This window comes from Enterobacter sp. V87_3, assembly GCF_029967835.1.
GTDB lineage: Bacteria > Pseudomonadota > Gammaproteobacteria > Enterobacterales > Enterobacteriaceae > Enterobacter > Enterobacter cancerogenus.
The window spans coordinates 321,451-335,225 of record NZ_JASCAM010000010.1 but is presented as its reverse complement, the minus strand read 5'-3'; the positions used below and the strand labels follow the sequence as shown (position 1 = coordinate 335,225).

12 protein-coding genes are annotated in these 13,775 nt (G+C 56.4%); 7 read left to right on the top strand and 5 right to left on the bottom strand.

The features are described 5' to 3' along the window. Positions 1 to 40: 40 nt before the first annotated feature. Positions 41 to 511, top strand: a complete 471-nt coding sequence (locus QLG21_RS02270) for a DUF1456 family protein (protein WP_282483812.1) — start codon at positions 41 to 43, stop codon at positions 509 to 511. A gap of 99 nt (positions 512 to 610) precedes the next feature. On the opposite strand, the gene metG is transcribed toward QLG21_RS02270, so the two are convergent. Continuing rightward, a complete protein-coding gene (gene metG / locus QLG21_RS02265; protein WP_282483811.1) occupies positions 611 to 2,644 on the bottom strand; it encodes a methionine--tRNA ligase in 2,034 nt (677 codons plus the stop codon). Between the two features lie 136 nt (positions 2,645 to 2,780). Between metG and apbC the strand changes: the two genes are divergently transcribed. Next, complete coding sequence (apbC, locus tag QLG21_RS02260; RefSeq protein ID WP_282483810.1) at positions 2,781 to 3,890, top strand: iron-sulfur cluster carrier protein ApbC; 1,110 nt, start codon at positions 2,781 to 2,783, stop codon at positions 3,888 to 3,890. 91 nt (positions 3,891 to 3,981) lie between these two features. On the opposite strand, the gene QLG21_RS02255 is transcribed toward apbC, so the two are convergent. Together QLG21_RS02255 and QLG21_RS02250 are read right to left on the bottom strand one after the other, a co-directional pair. Continuing rightward, positions 3,982 to 4,461, bottom strand: coding sequence for a GNAT family N-acetyltransferase (locus QLG21_RS02255; protein ID WP_282483809.1), 480 nt, complete (start codon positions 4,459 to 4,461; stop codon positions 3,982 to 3,984). Beyond that, positions 4,412 to 4,744, bottom strand: coding sequence for an RcnB family protein (locus QLG21_RS02250; RefSeq protein WP_006176384.1), 333 nt, complete (start codon positions 4,742 to 4,744; stop codon positions 4,412 to 4,414). Before QLG21_RS02250 ends, QLG21_RS02255 begins: the two co-directional genes overlap by 50 nt. Before the next feature lie 467 nt (positions 4,745 to 5,211). On the opposite strand from QLG21_RS02250, the gene QLG21_RS02245 reads away from it, so the two are divergent. The 3 genes from QLG21_RS02245 to QLG21_RS02235 are packed head-to-tail and all read left to right on the top strand — an operon-like array spanning position 5,212 to position 8,995. Further along, positions 5,212 to 6,348: a polysaccharide export protein gene (locus QLG21_RS02245; protein ID WP_282483808.1), complete on the top strand. Its 1,137-nt coding sequence runs from the start codon at positions 5,212 to 5,214 to the stop codon at positions 6,346 to 6,348. Continuing rightward, positions 6,348 to 6,797: a protein-tyrosine-phosphatase gene (locus QLG21_RS02240; RefSeq protein ID WP_006176381.1), complete on the top strand. Its 450-nt coding sequence runs from the start codon at positions 6,348 to 6,350 to the stop codon at positions 6,795 to 6,797. Before QLG21_RS02245 ends, QLG21_RS02240 begins: the two co-directional genes overlap by 1 nt. After that, on the top strand, positions 6,797 to 8,995 hold the full coding sequence (locus QLG21_RS02235; protein WP_282483807.1) for a polysaccharide biosynthesis tyrosine autokinase: 2,199 nt from the start codon (positions 6,797 to 6,799) through the stop codon (positions 8,993 to 8,995). The genes QLG21_RS02240 and QLG21_RS02235 overlap by 1 nt, the downstream gene beginning before the upstream one ends. On the opposite strand, the gene QLG21_RS02230 is transcribed toward QLG21_RS02235, so the two are convergent. Both QLG21_RS02230 and QLG21_RS02225 read right to left on the bottom strand, forming a co-directional pair. Beyond that, entirely contained in the window at positions 8,992 to 10,335 is a 1,344-nt protein-coding gene (locus QLG21_RS02230) for an NCS2 family permease (protein ID WP_282483806.1), read from the bottom strand. The genes QLG21_RS02235 and QLG21_RS02230 overlap by 4 nt on opposite strands. Positions 10,336 to 10,355: 20 nt before the next feature. Then, positions 10,356 to 12,134, bottom strand: coding sequence for an adenine deaminase C-terminal domain-containing protein (locus QLG21_RS02225; protein WP_282483805.1), 1,779 nt, complete (start codon positions 12,132 to 12,134; stop codon positions 10,356 to 10,358). Positions 12,135 to 12,257: 123 nt separating this feature from the next. On the opposite strand from QLG21_RS02225, the gene QLG21_RS02220 reads away from it, so the two are divergent. Next, a complete protein-coding gene (locus QLG21_RS02220; protein ID WP_171007398.1) occupies positions 12,258 to 13,178 on the top strand; it encodes a LysR family transcriptional regulator in 921 nt (306 codons plus the stop codon). Between the two features lie 76 nt (positions 13,179 to 13,254). Then, on the top strand, positions 13,255 to 13,770 hold the full coding sequence (locus QLG21_RS02215; RefSeq protein WP_058609808.1) for a protein disulfide oxidoreductase: 516 nt from the start codon (positions 13,255 to 13,257) through the stop codon (positions 13,768 to 13,770). The last annotated feature ends 5 nt before the right edge of the window (positions 13,771 to 13,775 follow it).

Here is a 13,775-nt window from a genome sequence, read left to right as displayed (position 1 = left end):
ACACTGCGCGCCATTGCAACATCGAAAGTTAAAGGCACTCATGATTAGTAATGACATTCTTCGTAGCCTGCGCTACACCCTGAAAGCAAACAATAACGACATGGTGCGCATTCTTGCGCTGTCCGATATGGAAGCCACGTCGGCAGGTTTCGACACCTGGATGACCAAAGAAGATGAAGAGGGTTTTGTTCGCTGCCCGGACATTATTCTGTCTGGCTTCCTGAACGGCCTGATTTACGACAAGCGCGGCAAAAATGAGTCTGCGCCCGAGCTGGCGCTGGAGCGCCGCGTGAATAACAACACCGTGCTGAAAAAACTGCGTATCGCCTTCTCACTGAAAACTGACGATATTGTGGCGATCATGACCGAGCAAAAATACCGCGTATCGGTGCCGGAAGTGACCGCCATGATGCGCGCGCCGGATCATAAAAACTACCGCGAGTGCGGCGACCAGTTTCTGCGTAACTTCCTGCGCGGGCTGACCCACCGGGTGCATCACCCGAAAGCGTGATTTTATCCGGGTGGCGGCCTGATGCCCTTACCCCGACCCTCTCCCAGAGGGAGAAAACACGTTGCAAAAAAAAGCCGGAGATCAACTCCGGCTTTTTTGTTATTTCACCTGCTGACCCGGCTTCGCGCCTTCGTCAGGGCTTAACAGGAAGATATCTTTCCCGCCAGGACCTGCCGCCATCACCATCCCTTCAGAGATGCCGAAGCGCATTTTGCGCGGCGCAAGGTTCGCAACCATCACCGTCTGGCGACCAATCAGCACCTGCGGATCGGGATAGGCAGAACGGATGCCGGAGAAGACGTTACGCTTCTCGCCACCCAGATCCAGCGTCAGGCGCAGCAGCTTGTCAGAGCCTTCGACGAATTCCGCGTTTTCAATCAGCGCCACGCGCAGGTCGACTTTGGCGAAATCATCAAAGGTAATAGTCTCCTGAATCGGATCGTCTGCCAGCGGGCCGGTTACCGGCGCAGCGGCAGCCTTCACCTCTTCTTTGGAGGCCTCGACGAGGGCTTCCACCTGCTTCATTTCGATGCGGTTATACAGCGCCTTGAAGGTGTTGACCTTGTGGCCGAGCAGCGGTTGCTGGATGGCATCCCAGGTCAGCTCGGTGTTCAGGAATGCTTCAGCACGCCCAGAGAGCTGCGGCAGAACCGGCTTGAGCCAGGTCATCAGCACGCGGAACATATTCAGGCCCATGGTGCAGATAGCCTGAAGGTCCGCATCGCGGCCTTCCTGTTTAGCAACAACCCACGGTGCCTGCTCGTCAACGTAGCGGTTAGCCACGTCAGCCAGCGCCATGATTTCACGAATCGCTTTACCGAATTCACGGCTTTCCCAGGCGTCGCCAATCGCAGCTGCGGCGTCGGTGAAGGTTTTGTACAGCTCAGGATCGGCCAGTTCGGCAGACAGCACGCCGTCAAAACGCTTGGCGATAAAGCCCGCATTACGGGAGGCCAGGTTCACCACCTTGTTGACGATGTCCGCGTTAACGCGCTGGACGAAATCTTCGAGGTTCAGGTCGATATCGTCGATACGTGAAGAGAGCTTCGCGGTGTAGTAGTAGCGCAGGCTGTCCGCGTCGAAGTGGTTCAGCCAGGTGCTGGCTTTAATAAAGGTGCCGCGGGATTTAGACATCTTCGCGCCGTTCACCGTCACATAGCCGTGCACGAACAGGTTGGTTGGCTTGCGGAAGTTGCTGCCTTCCAGCATCGCTGGCCAGAACAGGCTGTGGAAGTAAACGATATCTTTGCCGATGAAGTGGTACAGCTCGGCGTCGGAATCTTTCTTCCAGTATTCGTCAAAGCTGGTGGTGTCGCCGCGTTTGTCGCACAGGTTCTTGAACGAGCCCATGTAGCCGATAGGCGCATCCAGCCAGACGTAGAAATATTTGCCCGGCGCGTTCGGGATTTCGAAGCCGAAGTAAGGTGCATCGCGGGAGATATCCCACTGCTGCAGACCGGATTCGAACCACTCCTGCATTTTATTGGCGACCTGCTCCTGCAGCGCACCGCTGCGGGTCCACGCCTGCAGCATTTCGCTAAACGACGGCAGATCGAAGAAGAAGTGCTCAGAGTCGCGCATCACAGGCGTTGCGCCGGACACCACGGATTTCGGCTCGATAAGCTCGGTCGGGCTGTAGGTCGCGCCGCACACTTCGCAGTTATCGCCGTACTGATCCGGGGATTTACATTTCGGGCAGGTGCCTTTGACGAAACGGTCCGGCAGGAACATGCCTTTTTCCGGATCGTAAAGCTGAGAAATGGTGCGGTTTTTGATAAAACCGTTCTCTTTCAGTCGGGTGTAGATAAGCTCAGACAGCTCGCGGTTCTCGTCGCTGTGCGTCGAGTGGTAGTTGTCATAGCTGATGTCAAAACCGGCGAAATCCGTCTGGTGCTCCTGACTCATTTCACCGATCATCTGCTCCGGGCTGATGCCGAGCTGCTGCGCTTTCAGCATGATCGGCGTGCCGTGGGCGTCGTCTGCACAGATGAAGTTGACCTCGTTGCCGCGCATTCGCTGGTAACGGACCCAGACATCAGCCTGGATATGCTCCAGCATGTGGCCGAGGTGGATTGAGCCGTTGGCGTACGGCAGTGCGCACGTTACCAGAATTTTTTTCGCGACTTGAGTCATAGTAGTCATTACTTCTTTTAACTGTGAAAAGGGTTTTTGATATTACCAAAAGGGGCATTATTAAGTAAGCACAAACCACGGCCTTTCAGGTAAACTTGTCATCTAAGGTCTTATTCACAAGAACAAAGGAGTCGGGATGAGTTCTCAATCCCAGGCCAAATCACCGGAAGCCTTACGAGCAATGGTCGCCGGGACGCTGGCTAATTTTCAGCATCCAACCCTGAAGCACAATCTCACCACGCTGAAAGCGCTTCACCACGTCGCATGGCTGGACGACACGCTGCATATTGAACTGCAGATGCCGTTCGTCTGGACCAGCGCATTTGATGTCCTCAAAGAGCAAACCAGTTCCGAACTGCTGCGCATCACCGGTGCAAAAGCGATTGACTGGAAGCTGAGCCACAGCATCGCCACGCTTAAGCGCGTGAAAAACCAGCCGGGCATTAACGGCGTCAAAAATATCATTGCCGTCAGCTCTGGTAAGGGCGGGGTAGGTAAGTCCTCCACCGCGGTCAACCTGGCGCTGGCGCTGGCTGCCGAAGGGGCGAAAGTCGGTATTCTGGATGCGGATATTTACGGTCCGTCCATCCCGGCTATGCTGGGCGCAGAAAACCAGCGTCCAACCTCGCCGGACGGCACCCACATGGCACCGATTATGGCGCACGGTCTGGCAACCAACTCTATCGGTTATCTGGTTACAGACGATAACGCGATGGTCTGGCGTGGCCCGATGGCCAGCAAAGCGCTGCTGCAAATGCTGCAGGAAACGATGTGGCCGGATCTGGATTACCTGGTGCTGGATATGCCGCCGGGCACCGGTGATATTCAACTGACGCTGGCGCAGAACATTCCCGTGACGGGGGCAGTGGTTGTGACCACGCCGCAGGATATTGCCCTGATCGACGCCAAAAAAGGCATCGTGATGTTTGAGAAAGTTGACGTGCCGGTGCTGGGCATTGTCGAGAACATGAGCATGCATATCTGCAGCAACTGCGGGCATCATGAGCCTATTTTCGGCACCGGTGGTGCAGAGAAACTGGCCGCGCAGTATCACACTCAGTTGTTGGGTCAGATGCCGCTGCACATTACCCTGCGTGAAGATCTGGATAGCGGAAAACCGACGGTGGTGAGCCGTCCGGACAGTGAATTTGCCGAGATGTATCGTCAACTGGCGGGGCGCGTTGCGGCGCAACTCTACTGGCAGGGCGAAATCATTCCCAGCGAAATCGCCTTCCGCGCGGTGTAATTCTTCTGCGTTGAGTGCCGGGTGATGGCTTCGCCTTCCCCGGCCTGTGAAATACGGTTTTGTAAGTCAGGTACGCGAAGCGCCACCTGACTTAACCATGCCGATAGTGCATCAAATAATACTCGCCTTCCGGCGAATCTCCCGTCGCCTCGATGTGCCAGCCGTGACGCTGGTAAAACGCAACCGCCCGTTCATTCTTGACCAGACACTTCAGTGCGCCAGTGCTGGTGAAGGTCTGTTGCACCTGCTCCAGCAATACGCTGCCAACCCCAAGTCCCTGATACTCCGGGCCGACGAACAGGTTGTGCAGGAAGTTATCGTTAGGCCAGACGGAGGCAAACCCCACGCGATGGCCGTTTTGCACCGCCACCCAGATTTGCTCGTCGCGGGTGGCCGCGTCAAAATCCTCCAGCTGCCAGTCTTCACTGTTCAGCCAGGGCCAGGCCTCGCGCCGGGCATGAAGAAACAGCGTGCGCAGGAAAGGACGATCGCTTTCCTGCCACGGACGGACGAAAACGGGATTAGCGGTGATAGAAGATATCGCCGTTGTACGCTTTGTAGATCTTGCCATCGGCATCGCCAATCAGGACGTAATTCTCGCCCATGTAAGTCCAGTGTGTGCCAGCATCCGGCGCCGGAAGGTTACGGAGCTGATACTGCTTGATCGTGTATTCTGGCGTTTGATACATCGCAGGTGCCGTATCGCCAATTTTGAACTTTGTGAAATCGGCGATGAACTCTTGCTCTTCATAGGCCTTGATGCCAGAAGGCGCAGACGCTGTTTGCGGAGCCGCGGACGCTGCACCCGCCAGAGACATCATTACACCCAGAAGCAGCCATTTATGCTTAGCCATTTTTTCTCCAGTTATACCGTTACTGATACTCACAGCCTGCTGTTGCGTTGACAGTGTGGCAGATAGCCTATTTTAAGTACCCCAGCAGAGGTTGTTCGAAAAAAAATGTAACAAAAATGGACGGTTTTGTGTAGGGCAAAAGGTTAATGATATATTTTTCGTGAATATAAAAACCTCAGACTAATTCATTGCTGTGATATTTTTTTTAATTAATTCTGAAAATGCATGTCAGATATAATTTTACAATAAATATGGCATGCATTTTATCAAAAGAAGTTTTAAGCTAATAAAAGCAGAGCCGTTTAATCATTGCTCGCGGATTTTTGGTAGCAATGTTAATTCTGCTCACCATTCGATGACGCATGCTTTACCTGTTTTATTTAATTCAGTTTTTAATAAAAATGTGGTGACATCAGTATGTTGCCGTATGCGCGTCCGTCGCGTTCATGAATAAAAAATTTATACAAATGAAAAGTACAACAAAATTATCTGTAATTTTCTTAACAATATCTCAGTTAACGGGTTGCGTATTTTCTCCAGGGCAGAATCTCAGCACGACCGGAAAAAATATTGTCGCATCTTCGGATGAAACTAATTTAGATAAACGCATAGACGTCTATCCTCTAACACCTTCAATTATCGAAAAACTGCGTCCTGCGGAATCGAAATCTCAGCCGAATCCTAAACTGGATGAGCAGATCAAAAACTGGGAATACCGCATCGGAGCGGGTGACATTTTGACCGTTACCGTGTGGGACCACCCTGAACTCACCACCCCGGCGGGGCAGTACCGCAGCGCAAGCGACACCGGTAACTGGGTGAATGCGGACGGTACGCTTTTCTATCCTTACGTCGGCAAGCTCAACGTGCTGGGAAAAACCGTGGCAGAGGTGCGCGAAGCGATTACCCGCAGGCTGGATAGCGTCATTGAAAGCCCGCAGGTCGATGTCAGCGTGGCCGCGTTCCGGTCGCAAAAAGCGTATGTCACCGGCGAAGTGGCTAAATCCGGCCAGCAGCCCATCACCAACATTCCCTTGACGGTGATGGATGCGGTCAACGCGGCGGGCGGGTTGTCTGTCGATGCGGACTGGCGAAACGTGGTGCTCACCCACAACGGCGAGGACTCACGCCTCTCGCTTTATGCGCTGATGCAAAAAGGCGACCTGACGCAGAATAAACTGCTTCATCCCGGCGACATTCTTTTCATTCCGCGCAATGACGCCCTGAAAGTGTTCGTGATGGGCGAAGTTGTTAAGCAAAGCACCCTCAAAATGGATCGCAGCGGCATGACGCTTGCCGAAGCGCTGAGCAGTGCTGGCGGCCTGAATCAGGATATGGCGGATGCCACGGGGATCTTTGTCATTCGTTCCGTTGCGAAGAAAGGCCTGCAGGACAAAATTGCCAGCATCTACCAGCTGAATGCACAGGATGCGTCTGCCATGGTGTTAGGCACGGAATTCCAGCTTGAACCCTATGACATCGTCTACGTCACGACCGCGCCGCTGTCGCGCTGGAACCGCGTGATAAGCCAACTTGTTCCGACGATCAGCGGCGTTCACGACCTGACCGAAACGGTGCGTTACATCAGATCGTGGCCGCAATAATGTTTAATTCAATATTAGTGGTTTGCACCGGCAACATTTGCCGTTCCCCCATTGGGGAGCGGCTGTTGCGCCAGCAGTTGCCCGGCAAGCAGATCTCCTCTGCTGGCGTGTGGGGGATGGAAGGATCGCCGGCGGACGAAGGCGCGCAGTATGTGGCATTACGTCATGGGATCTCTCTTGACGACCACAGAGCGCGCAAGCTAACGCCAGGCCTGATGCAAAAAGCCGATCTGATTCTGGTGATGGAGCCGGAACATCTTCACTTTATTTCCGCCATTGCGCCTGAAATTCGCGGGAAATCGCTGCTGTTTGGGCAATGGCTGGAATCGCAGAGCATTCCTGACCCGTACCGTAAAAGCTATGCAGCATTTGAATATGTTTTCGAGCAGTTAGGAAAAGCCAGCCGGGAGTGGGCTCGCCGTTTGGGTCAAAAAGGAATAACGCATTAATGACGTCTTACAGCACAGACAACTATGGTGCAACCGCACCTCAAGCCAGTGAAGTTGATTTCGTTCGACTGCTCGGCGAAGCGATCGATCATCGCGTTAAGATCGTCTGCATCACGCTCCTGTTTACCCTTTTGGCAGGCGCGTGGGCTTTCTTTACCACACCGGTCTACCAGGCGGATGCGCTGGTACAGATTGAATCCAAACAGGAAAACGGGCTGCTTAAAAACTTAGGCCAGCTTGATTCTGGTCTGTTACCTGATGCCACGCCGGAAATATTGCTGCTCAAGTCGCGCATGATCCTTGGTGAAACGGTGGAAAATCTCGGGCTGACCCAGCAGGTTCATCAGCGCGTTTACCCGGTGATCGGGCGTTTATGGGAGCGCATTCAGGGACGCAAGCCGGGTGATATTCAGCTCGGCTGGCTGCAGATCCCTCATCAAGACGGTAAACCCCAGACGCTGGTGCTCACCGTACAGGCGCAGGGGCAGTATTCTCTGGATGGCGACAATTTTCACGCGCAAGGCGCGGTTGGCAAGCCGCTTGCGAAAGCGGGCGTCTATCTTCATGTCCAGTCGATTGACGCAGAGGTGGGGACCGAATTCACGCTGAAAACACTCACGAAGCTTGAGGCGATCAACGCGTTAAGCAAAAGCTTTACGGTCAAAGAAATGGCCAAACAGAGCGGTATGCTGGCGTTAACGTTGACCGGCAAAGATCCGCAGAAAATTACGAAGGTGCTCAACGGCATCACCAGCAATTTTCTGAAGCAGAATATTGCGCGTCAGGAAGCCCAGGACACCCGCAGTCTGGCGTTTTTGGAGCGCCAGCTGCCTAAAATCAGCGGCGAGCTGGATGAGGCCGAAGAACGGCTTAATGCGTATCGTAAACAGCGGGATTCCGTCGACCTGACGCTGGAAGCGAAGTCGATTCTCGATCAGGTGGTCAACGTTGAAAATCAACTTAACGAACTGACCTTCCGCGAGGCGGAGATCTCGCAGCTGTTTAAGAAAGATCACCCGACCTATCGCGCGCTGCGGGAAAAGCGGCAGACCCTGGAGAACGAACGCAGTCGGCTTAACCACCGCGTCTCAACCATGCCCACCACGCAGCAGGAGATCTTGCGTCTGAGCCGTGACGTTGAATCCGGACGCACCATCTATCTCCAGCTGCTGACGCGCCAGCAGGAGCTGAATATCTCGCGTTCCAGCGCGATTGGTAACGTGCGTATCATCGATCAGGCTGAAACCCAGCCTGAGCCGATCAAACCTAAAAAAGCGCTGATTATCGTACTCGGGTTTGTGGCGGGGCTGGCCCTTTCACTGGGCTACGTCATCGCCAGCGTGGCGCTAAAACGCGGCATCATGAGTTCGGAACAGCTGGAGCCGCTGGGCGTTCCGGTTCTGGCTACGCTTCCGCGCTCGGTTTGGCTCTGGAAGAAAACGCACCTGCGCAGCAAAAGTTTGTTTGCCTCACGCTGGCGGCACACCACCTCGAACGTGCCGTTTTTGCCGGTAGACCGTCCCGCAGACAGCTACGTCGAAGCGGTGAGGGGCCTGCGTACCAGCCTGTACTTTACAATGATGGATGCTGCAAACCGCATTGTGATGTTCTCTGGCCCGACTCAGGACTGCGGGAAAACCCTGGTCAGTACCTCACTGTCGGCCATTGCCGCCCAGTCGGGACAAAAGGTGCTTTTTATCGATGCGGATATGCGTGAGGGCTACGTTCATAAAATCTTTGGCCTGAATAACGACTGCGGGCTGTCGAGCGTGCTTGAAGGAAAATGCGACGGCGTGCAGGCGATTCAGCGTTTCGAGAAAGCGGGAATCGACGTGATGACCAGCGGACCTACGCCGATCCATCCGGCGGAGCTGCTGATGAATGAACGCTTCAGAGCGCTGATGGCATGGGCCAACGAGCGCTACGATCTGGTTGTGATTGATACGCCGCCGGTGCTGGCCGTTACCGACGCTTCCCTGGCTGCGCAAACGGCGGGAATTACACTTCTGGTATCCCGTTATGCCAAAACCAGCGTGAAAGAGATCGAGAACAGCTTAAAACGCCTGCAGCAATCTGGCGTGGGCGTCAGCGGTATTATCCTGAACGATATTATTAAATCCGCTGCGCTGTATTACAGCGAGGGGTATAGCCAGTATGACTACGGCTACACCCCGAAGCGTAAGCAGCGCAAAGGTTAGTGCTTCACTAGCGTCGCAAAGTAGTACATTAGGGGAATGGCGAGGATCCACAGACCAACGGGGATTTCACGCCATTTCCCGGCAATCGCTTTAATCACGATGTAAAACAGCAATCCTCCCGCAATGCCCGTGCCGAAGCTGTTGGCAATCAGCGTGATCATCACCATCATCAGCACCGGCAGGCCGTCGGTGAAATTCGCCAAATCCACTTTTCTCAGCCCGCTAAACATGTTCAGGCCAATCAGGATCAGCGCTGGCGCGGTGGCTTCTTTCGGGATCATCAGCGCTACCGGAGTAAAGAGCAGCATCAACAGGAACATCACGGCGGCAGCCAGTGCCGTCATGCCGGTTTTGCCCCCGGCTTCGGCAGCCGCTGAAGATTCAATCAGCGCGGTCGCCGCAGGAATGCCAACCCACGGGCCAATCGCAGCGGCAATCGAATCCACCATAAACGGACGGTTGATGTGGGGCATGTTGCCTTCCTCGTCCAGCAGACCCGCTTCACCGCCTACCGCCAGCGTGGTCCCCATGGTGGAGAAAAATTCCGATGCGAAGAAGACGAACAGGAAAGGCAGAAAGGCAATGTTGAGTGCACCCAGCATATCGATATGCCCCAACACCGGGGTCAGCGAGTGGGGGAGATCGAGAAAACGCGCGGGCAACTTTGTTACGCCAGCCGGGATGCCAATCAGCGTGGCAAAGAGGATTGCCCACAGGATCGCCCCCGGTATACGACGCGCCTGAAGGGCGATAGCCAGAAACAGGCCCGCCAGGGCGACCAGCGCGGCGGGAGAGAGAAAATCCCCCAGCATCAGCGCGTTGGTTTTGGCGTTCGCCAGCACCAGCCCGGCGTTGCGGAACCCCAGCACGGCGACGAACAGCCCAATGGAGGCCGTCAGCCCGAGCTTGATTGACTGGGGAACGGAGCGGGTCACCACTTCACGCAGGCCAAAACGCGTCAGCAGGAAAAACAGGATCCCCGACCAGCAGGCGATACCCAGGCCAATTTGCCAGCCAATGCCTTCGCTTCCCGCCAGGGTCACGCCGACCAGCACGGAACCACCAATACCTGGCCCGACGATAAACGGCAGATTGGCATAGAAAGCCATCAGCAACGTGCCCGCGACGAAGACCAGAATGGTGCCGGTTGTGGCGGCTCCCTTGTCCATACCGCCCACGGCCAGCAGCCCCGGTATCACCACCAGCAGATAGGCAGCGGCCAGAAAACCGGTGATCCCCGCCAGACACTCGGTGCGCACGGTGCTGCCCCGCGCCCGCAGTGCAAAACGTTGTTCAAGCCAGCTCCCTGGTGCTGGCGAATTAACGGTGTTGTCGGCCATTATCCGGCTCTCCTTCGCAATTATGATGTAATGTCCGGGGTTTCCCGGTAAGAAATCAGCGGATCGACAATTTCGCGTGTCGATCCATCCGTCAGTCCAAGATCGGTCAGATGCGGCCCGGCGTTACAGGCGAGACAAGTTCCCTCTATCGCCTTAAAGACGCGGTAGGGCGGCTCCCAGTCGGCAATCAGGCTGCTGCGATCGCGTAGCGCCTTGAACTGGCGGGCCAGCTCATCCGCAGGCAGTTCAGAGAGCATCCCCGCAATCGGCATGGCGACATGGGCAATCACCTGGCCATGCTGGGCCAGCGCCATTCCGCCGCCGCTTTGGATTAGTGTGCGGGCGGCCAGGGCCATCTCTTCGGGATCGCGCCCCAGGACCACCAGGTTATGCGAGTCGTGAGAATAGCTGGTGGCAATGGCGCCGCGCAGTTCTCCCCAGCCTTCCAGCAGGGCCATCTGCGGTTTTGCCGCGTGCCGCGCGTGGCGATGCTGAACCCAAATCAGACTGAAACCACTCGGGATCTGCACCCGCCCGTTGCGCACCTGAACCTCGGTTTCTCCCCAGCGGGTGAATCGCGCGCCGCTGATATGGCGCAACCGGGCAACGCCGTGGTGGGCGTTTGCGATGCGCATCTGGAAATCATCGACGCCTGGCGCGGGCAGTTGCACCGTATCGCGCGGGAGCGTCAGGGGGGTATCGGGCAGAGAAGTCAACATCTTCCCGTTGCGGGCGATCTCTTTTCCGGCAACATAGACCTGGCGAGCCGTGAGCTTTTGCAGCGAATCAAAGACGACCAGATCCGCACGGCGCCCGGCGGCAATCAGCCCCAGATCGTTGCGCTGCAGGCGAATGGCCGCGTTCAGCGTGGCGAAGCGCAGCGCGTCCGTTGCCGCTAAACCGTGCCCGATGAGCAGGTTCAGCAGCGCGATAATGCCGCCTTTCTCCAGCAGGATGTCCGGCGGCACATCGTCGGTACAGACCGTGATCTGCGAGGAGAGATACGGCAACGTTTTCAGGGCATTAACAATATCGGGCAGCAGATAAGGGTGGGAGCCACGAATTTCCAGCGTCAGCCCGGCGCGCAATTTCTCCAACGCGTCGTCTGCGGAGGTCAGCTCATGGTCTGAGGTCACACCCGCGGCCAGATAAGCCTGTAGATCGGCACCGCTAAGCCCGCGCGCATGGCCTTCAATGAGCTTGCCGCTCTCCAGCCCCGCCTGCATGATCTCCAGCATGCGCGGGCTGCCGTTGAGTACACCATGCATATCCATCACTTCCGCCACGCCGCGCACGTCCGGCCAGCTCAGCAGCGTTTGCATTTCCTGTCCGGCAAAATCGGCCCCGGACATCTCGAGGCCCGGCGTGGAGGGCACGCTCGACGGCGCGGCGACCATCACCTGCAGGGGTAAATTCCGGCTGGCCTCAATGGCAAAACGGACGCCCTCAATGCCCAGCACGTTCGCCAGTTCATGTGGATCCCAAAATACCGCCGTGGTCCCCTGCGCCAGCACGATTTCAGCGTAGCGGGCGGGCAGCAGATGCGAGCTTTCCAGGTGGACGTGCGTGTCCATCAGCCCAGGCGACACGTACTGGTTGTTCAGATCCTGTATCTCATGCGCGTCGGTACGGCAGCCCCGGGGATGTACGCTGGCGATCAGTTCGCCAACAATGCCAATATCCGCCTCGCGGATCTCGCCCGTGGCCATATCAATAATGCGCGCGTGGGTGAGCAGCAGATCAAAGGGCGTTTCGCCTCGCGCGGCCTGAACGGCGCGGCGTCGGGTTTCGGAAGTCATGCAATTAACGGTTCCAGCTTTAAAACAATGACGCTACTCTATGCACGCGGCAAACGTTTGCCCAGCTGATAAAATTTATCGCCCGATAACGGCGGGTTATTCTGTGACGTGTAGACAAAGATAATGATGATGGAACCCTGGCAGCGCTTGCCCGCGCTTTCGCTTCGACAGCTACAGTATTTTGTGACGCTGGCGCAGCTGCGTCATTTTACCGACACCGCTAACAAGCTGGCAATCAGCCAGCCGGCGCTGAGCAGCGCGCTGCGGCAAATCGAGACGGTGCTGGGCGGCAAACTGGTGAACCGCACGGCCTCGGCGGTTACGCTGACGGAGCTTGGCGCTGCCATTCTGCCGCACGCCCAGCGGGTGCTCAGCGTGGCGCAACTCGCCTTCGATGATATGCAGCACATCGTGCAGGCCGGGGGCGACGGCACCGTGCGCATTGGGCTGATCCCCTCCGTGAGTTCGCTGCTGTTTCCCCGCCTTCCGCAGATCCTCGCCCAGGCTTTTCCCCGTCTGAGGGTGGAGTTTCTCGATCAAACTAACGATGAGCTGGTCGCCCAACTGCTAAAAGGGCAGATCGATTTTGGCGTGGGTGCTATCGATAATACGGTGCCCGACCGGCTGGACCTCTTTCCGCTTCAGGACGATCCTTTTGTGGCGGTGTTCCACCGCGACGACCCGCTGGCCGCGTCGGCACACATACCCTGGAAGCAGCTGGCCGGGCGCGATATCGCCGTCTTTTCGAAAGGCAATATTCAGCGGCTGGTGGCGGCGCTGGCAGAAAGCCATCGTCTGTCCCTGCAGACGCGCTACCAGGTCGACTACATCGAAACCCTGTATGGTCTGGTGCGTTCCCGGCTGGCCCTGGCGATTTTACCGCAGCTGTATACCACCCATCTGCAGGACCCGCAGCTTTGCGTGGTGCACCTGCAACAGCCCGCGCTGGCCCGCACGGTGGCGCTGATGCGGGCACCTCAGACGCTCCCGCCGTTTATCGAATCCTGCTTTACCCTGATGGTCGACACCCTGCGGACATCCTGACCTCTATGCGACACTTCTTTACAGCGAGGCGGGGCGATGCTCGCTAAGATAACCCTCGTCAATAGATGAGGGTACAATGGATAACCGTAAAGTGAGTAAACTGCGCCGCTGGGTGCGGGAAGGGTGTGTTTTAATCCTGCTGGTTATGGTCGTGATGTGGGGCGTGGATCAGTTCCGCAAACCGACGTTGCCTGCCAGCTTCAGCGCGACACCCATGCAAAGCATCGACGGCAAAACGTACGATATTGCCGCGCTCAGCCAGGACCGGCCGCTGCTGATTTACGTCTGGGCGACCTGGTGCAGCATCTGCAGGTTCACTACCCCGTCCGTCAGCGCTCTGGCAGAAGAGGGCGGCAACGTCGTGAGCATTGCGCTCCGCTCCGGTGATGATGCCAAACTGCACCGCTGGGTAGAGAAGAAACAACTCGCCATGCCGGTCATCAACGATGCCAACGGCGCGCTGTCGCAGGAATGGCAGGTGAGCGTCACGCCGACGCTGGTGATTGTGTCGAAAGGCAAAGTGGTGAGTACCACAACGGGCTGGACAAGCTACTGGGGAATGAAGGTCAGACTCTGGTGGGCGGGAATATAAAAATA

Coding starts and splice junctions, on each gene's coding strand:
- metG (WP_282483811.1), bottom strand. CDS start 2,644: ATGACTCAAGTCGCGAAAAAAATTCTGGTAACGTGCGCACTGCCGTAC.
- QLG21_RS02270 (WP_282483812.1), top strand. CDS start 41: ATGATTAGTAATGACATTCTTCGTAGCCTGCGCTACACCCTGAAAGCA.
- QLG21_RS02250 (WP_006176384.1), bottom strand. CDS start 4,744: ATGGCTAAGCATAAATGGCTGCTTCTGGGTGTAATGATGTCTCTGGCG.
- QLG21_RS02245 (WP_282483808.1), top strand. CDS start 5,212: ATGAAAAGTACAACAAAATTATCTGTAATTTTCTTAACAATATCTCAG.
- QLG21_RS02230 (WP_282483806.1), bottom strand. CDS start 10,335: ATGGCCGACAACACCGTTAATTCGCCAGCACCAGGGAGCTGGCTTGAA.
- QLG21_RS02220 (WP_171007398.1), top strand. CDS start 12,258: ATGATGATGGAACCCTGGCAGCGCTTGCCCGCGCTTTCGCTTCGACAG.
- QLG21_RS02235 (WP_282483807.1), top strand. CDS start 6,797: ATGACGTCTTACAGCACAGACAACTATGGTGCAACCGCACCTCAAGCC.
- QLG21_RS02240 (WP_006176381.1), top strand. CDS start 6,348: ATGTTTAATTCAATATTAGTGGTTTGCACCGGCAACATTTGCCGTTCC.
- QLG21_RS02225 (WP_282483805.1), bottom strand. CDS start 12,134: ATGACTTCCGAAACCCGACGCCGCGCCGTTCAGGCCGCGCGAGGCGAA.
- apbC (WP_282483810.1), top strand. CDS start 2,781: ATGAGTTCTCAATCCCAGGCCAAATCACCGGAAGCCTTACGAGCAATG.
- QLG21_RS02215 (WP_058609808.1), top strand. CDS start 13,255: ATGGATAACCGTAAAGTGAGTAAACTGCGCCGCTGGGTGCGGGAAGGG.
- QLG21_RS02255 (WP_282483809.1), bottom strand. CDS start 4,461: ATGGCAAGATCTACAAAGCGTACAACGGCGATATCTTCTATCACCGCT.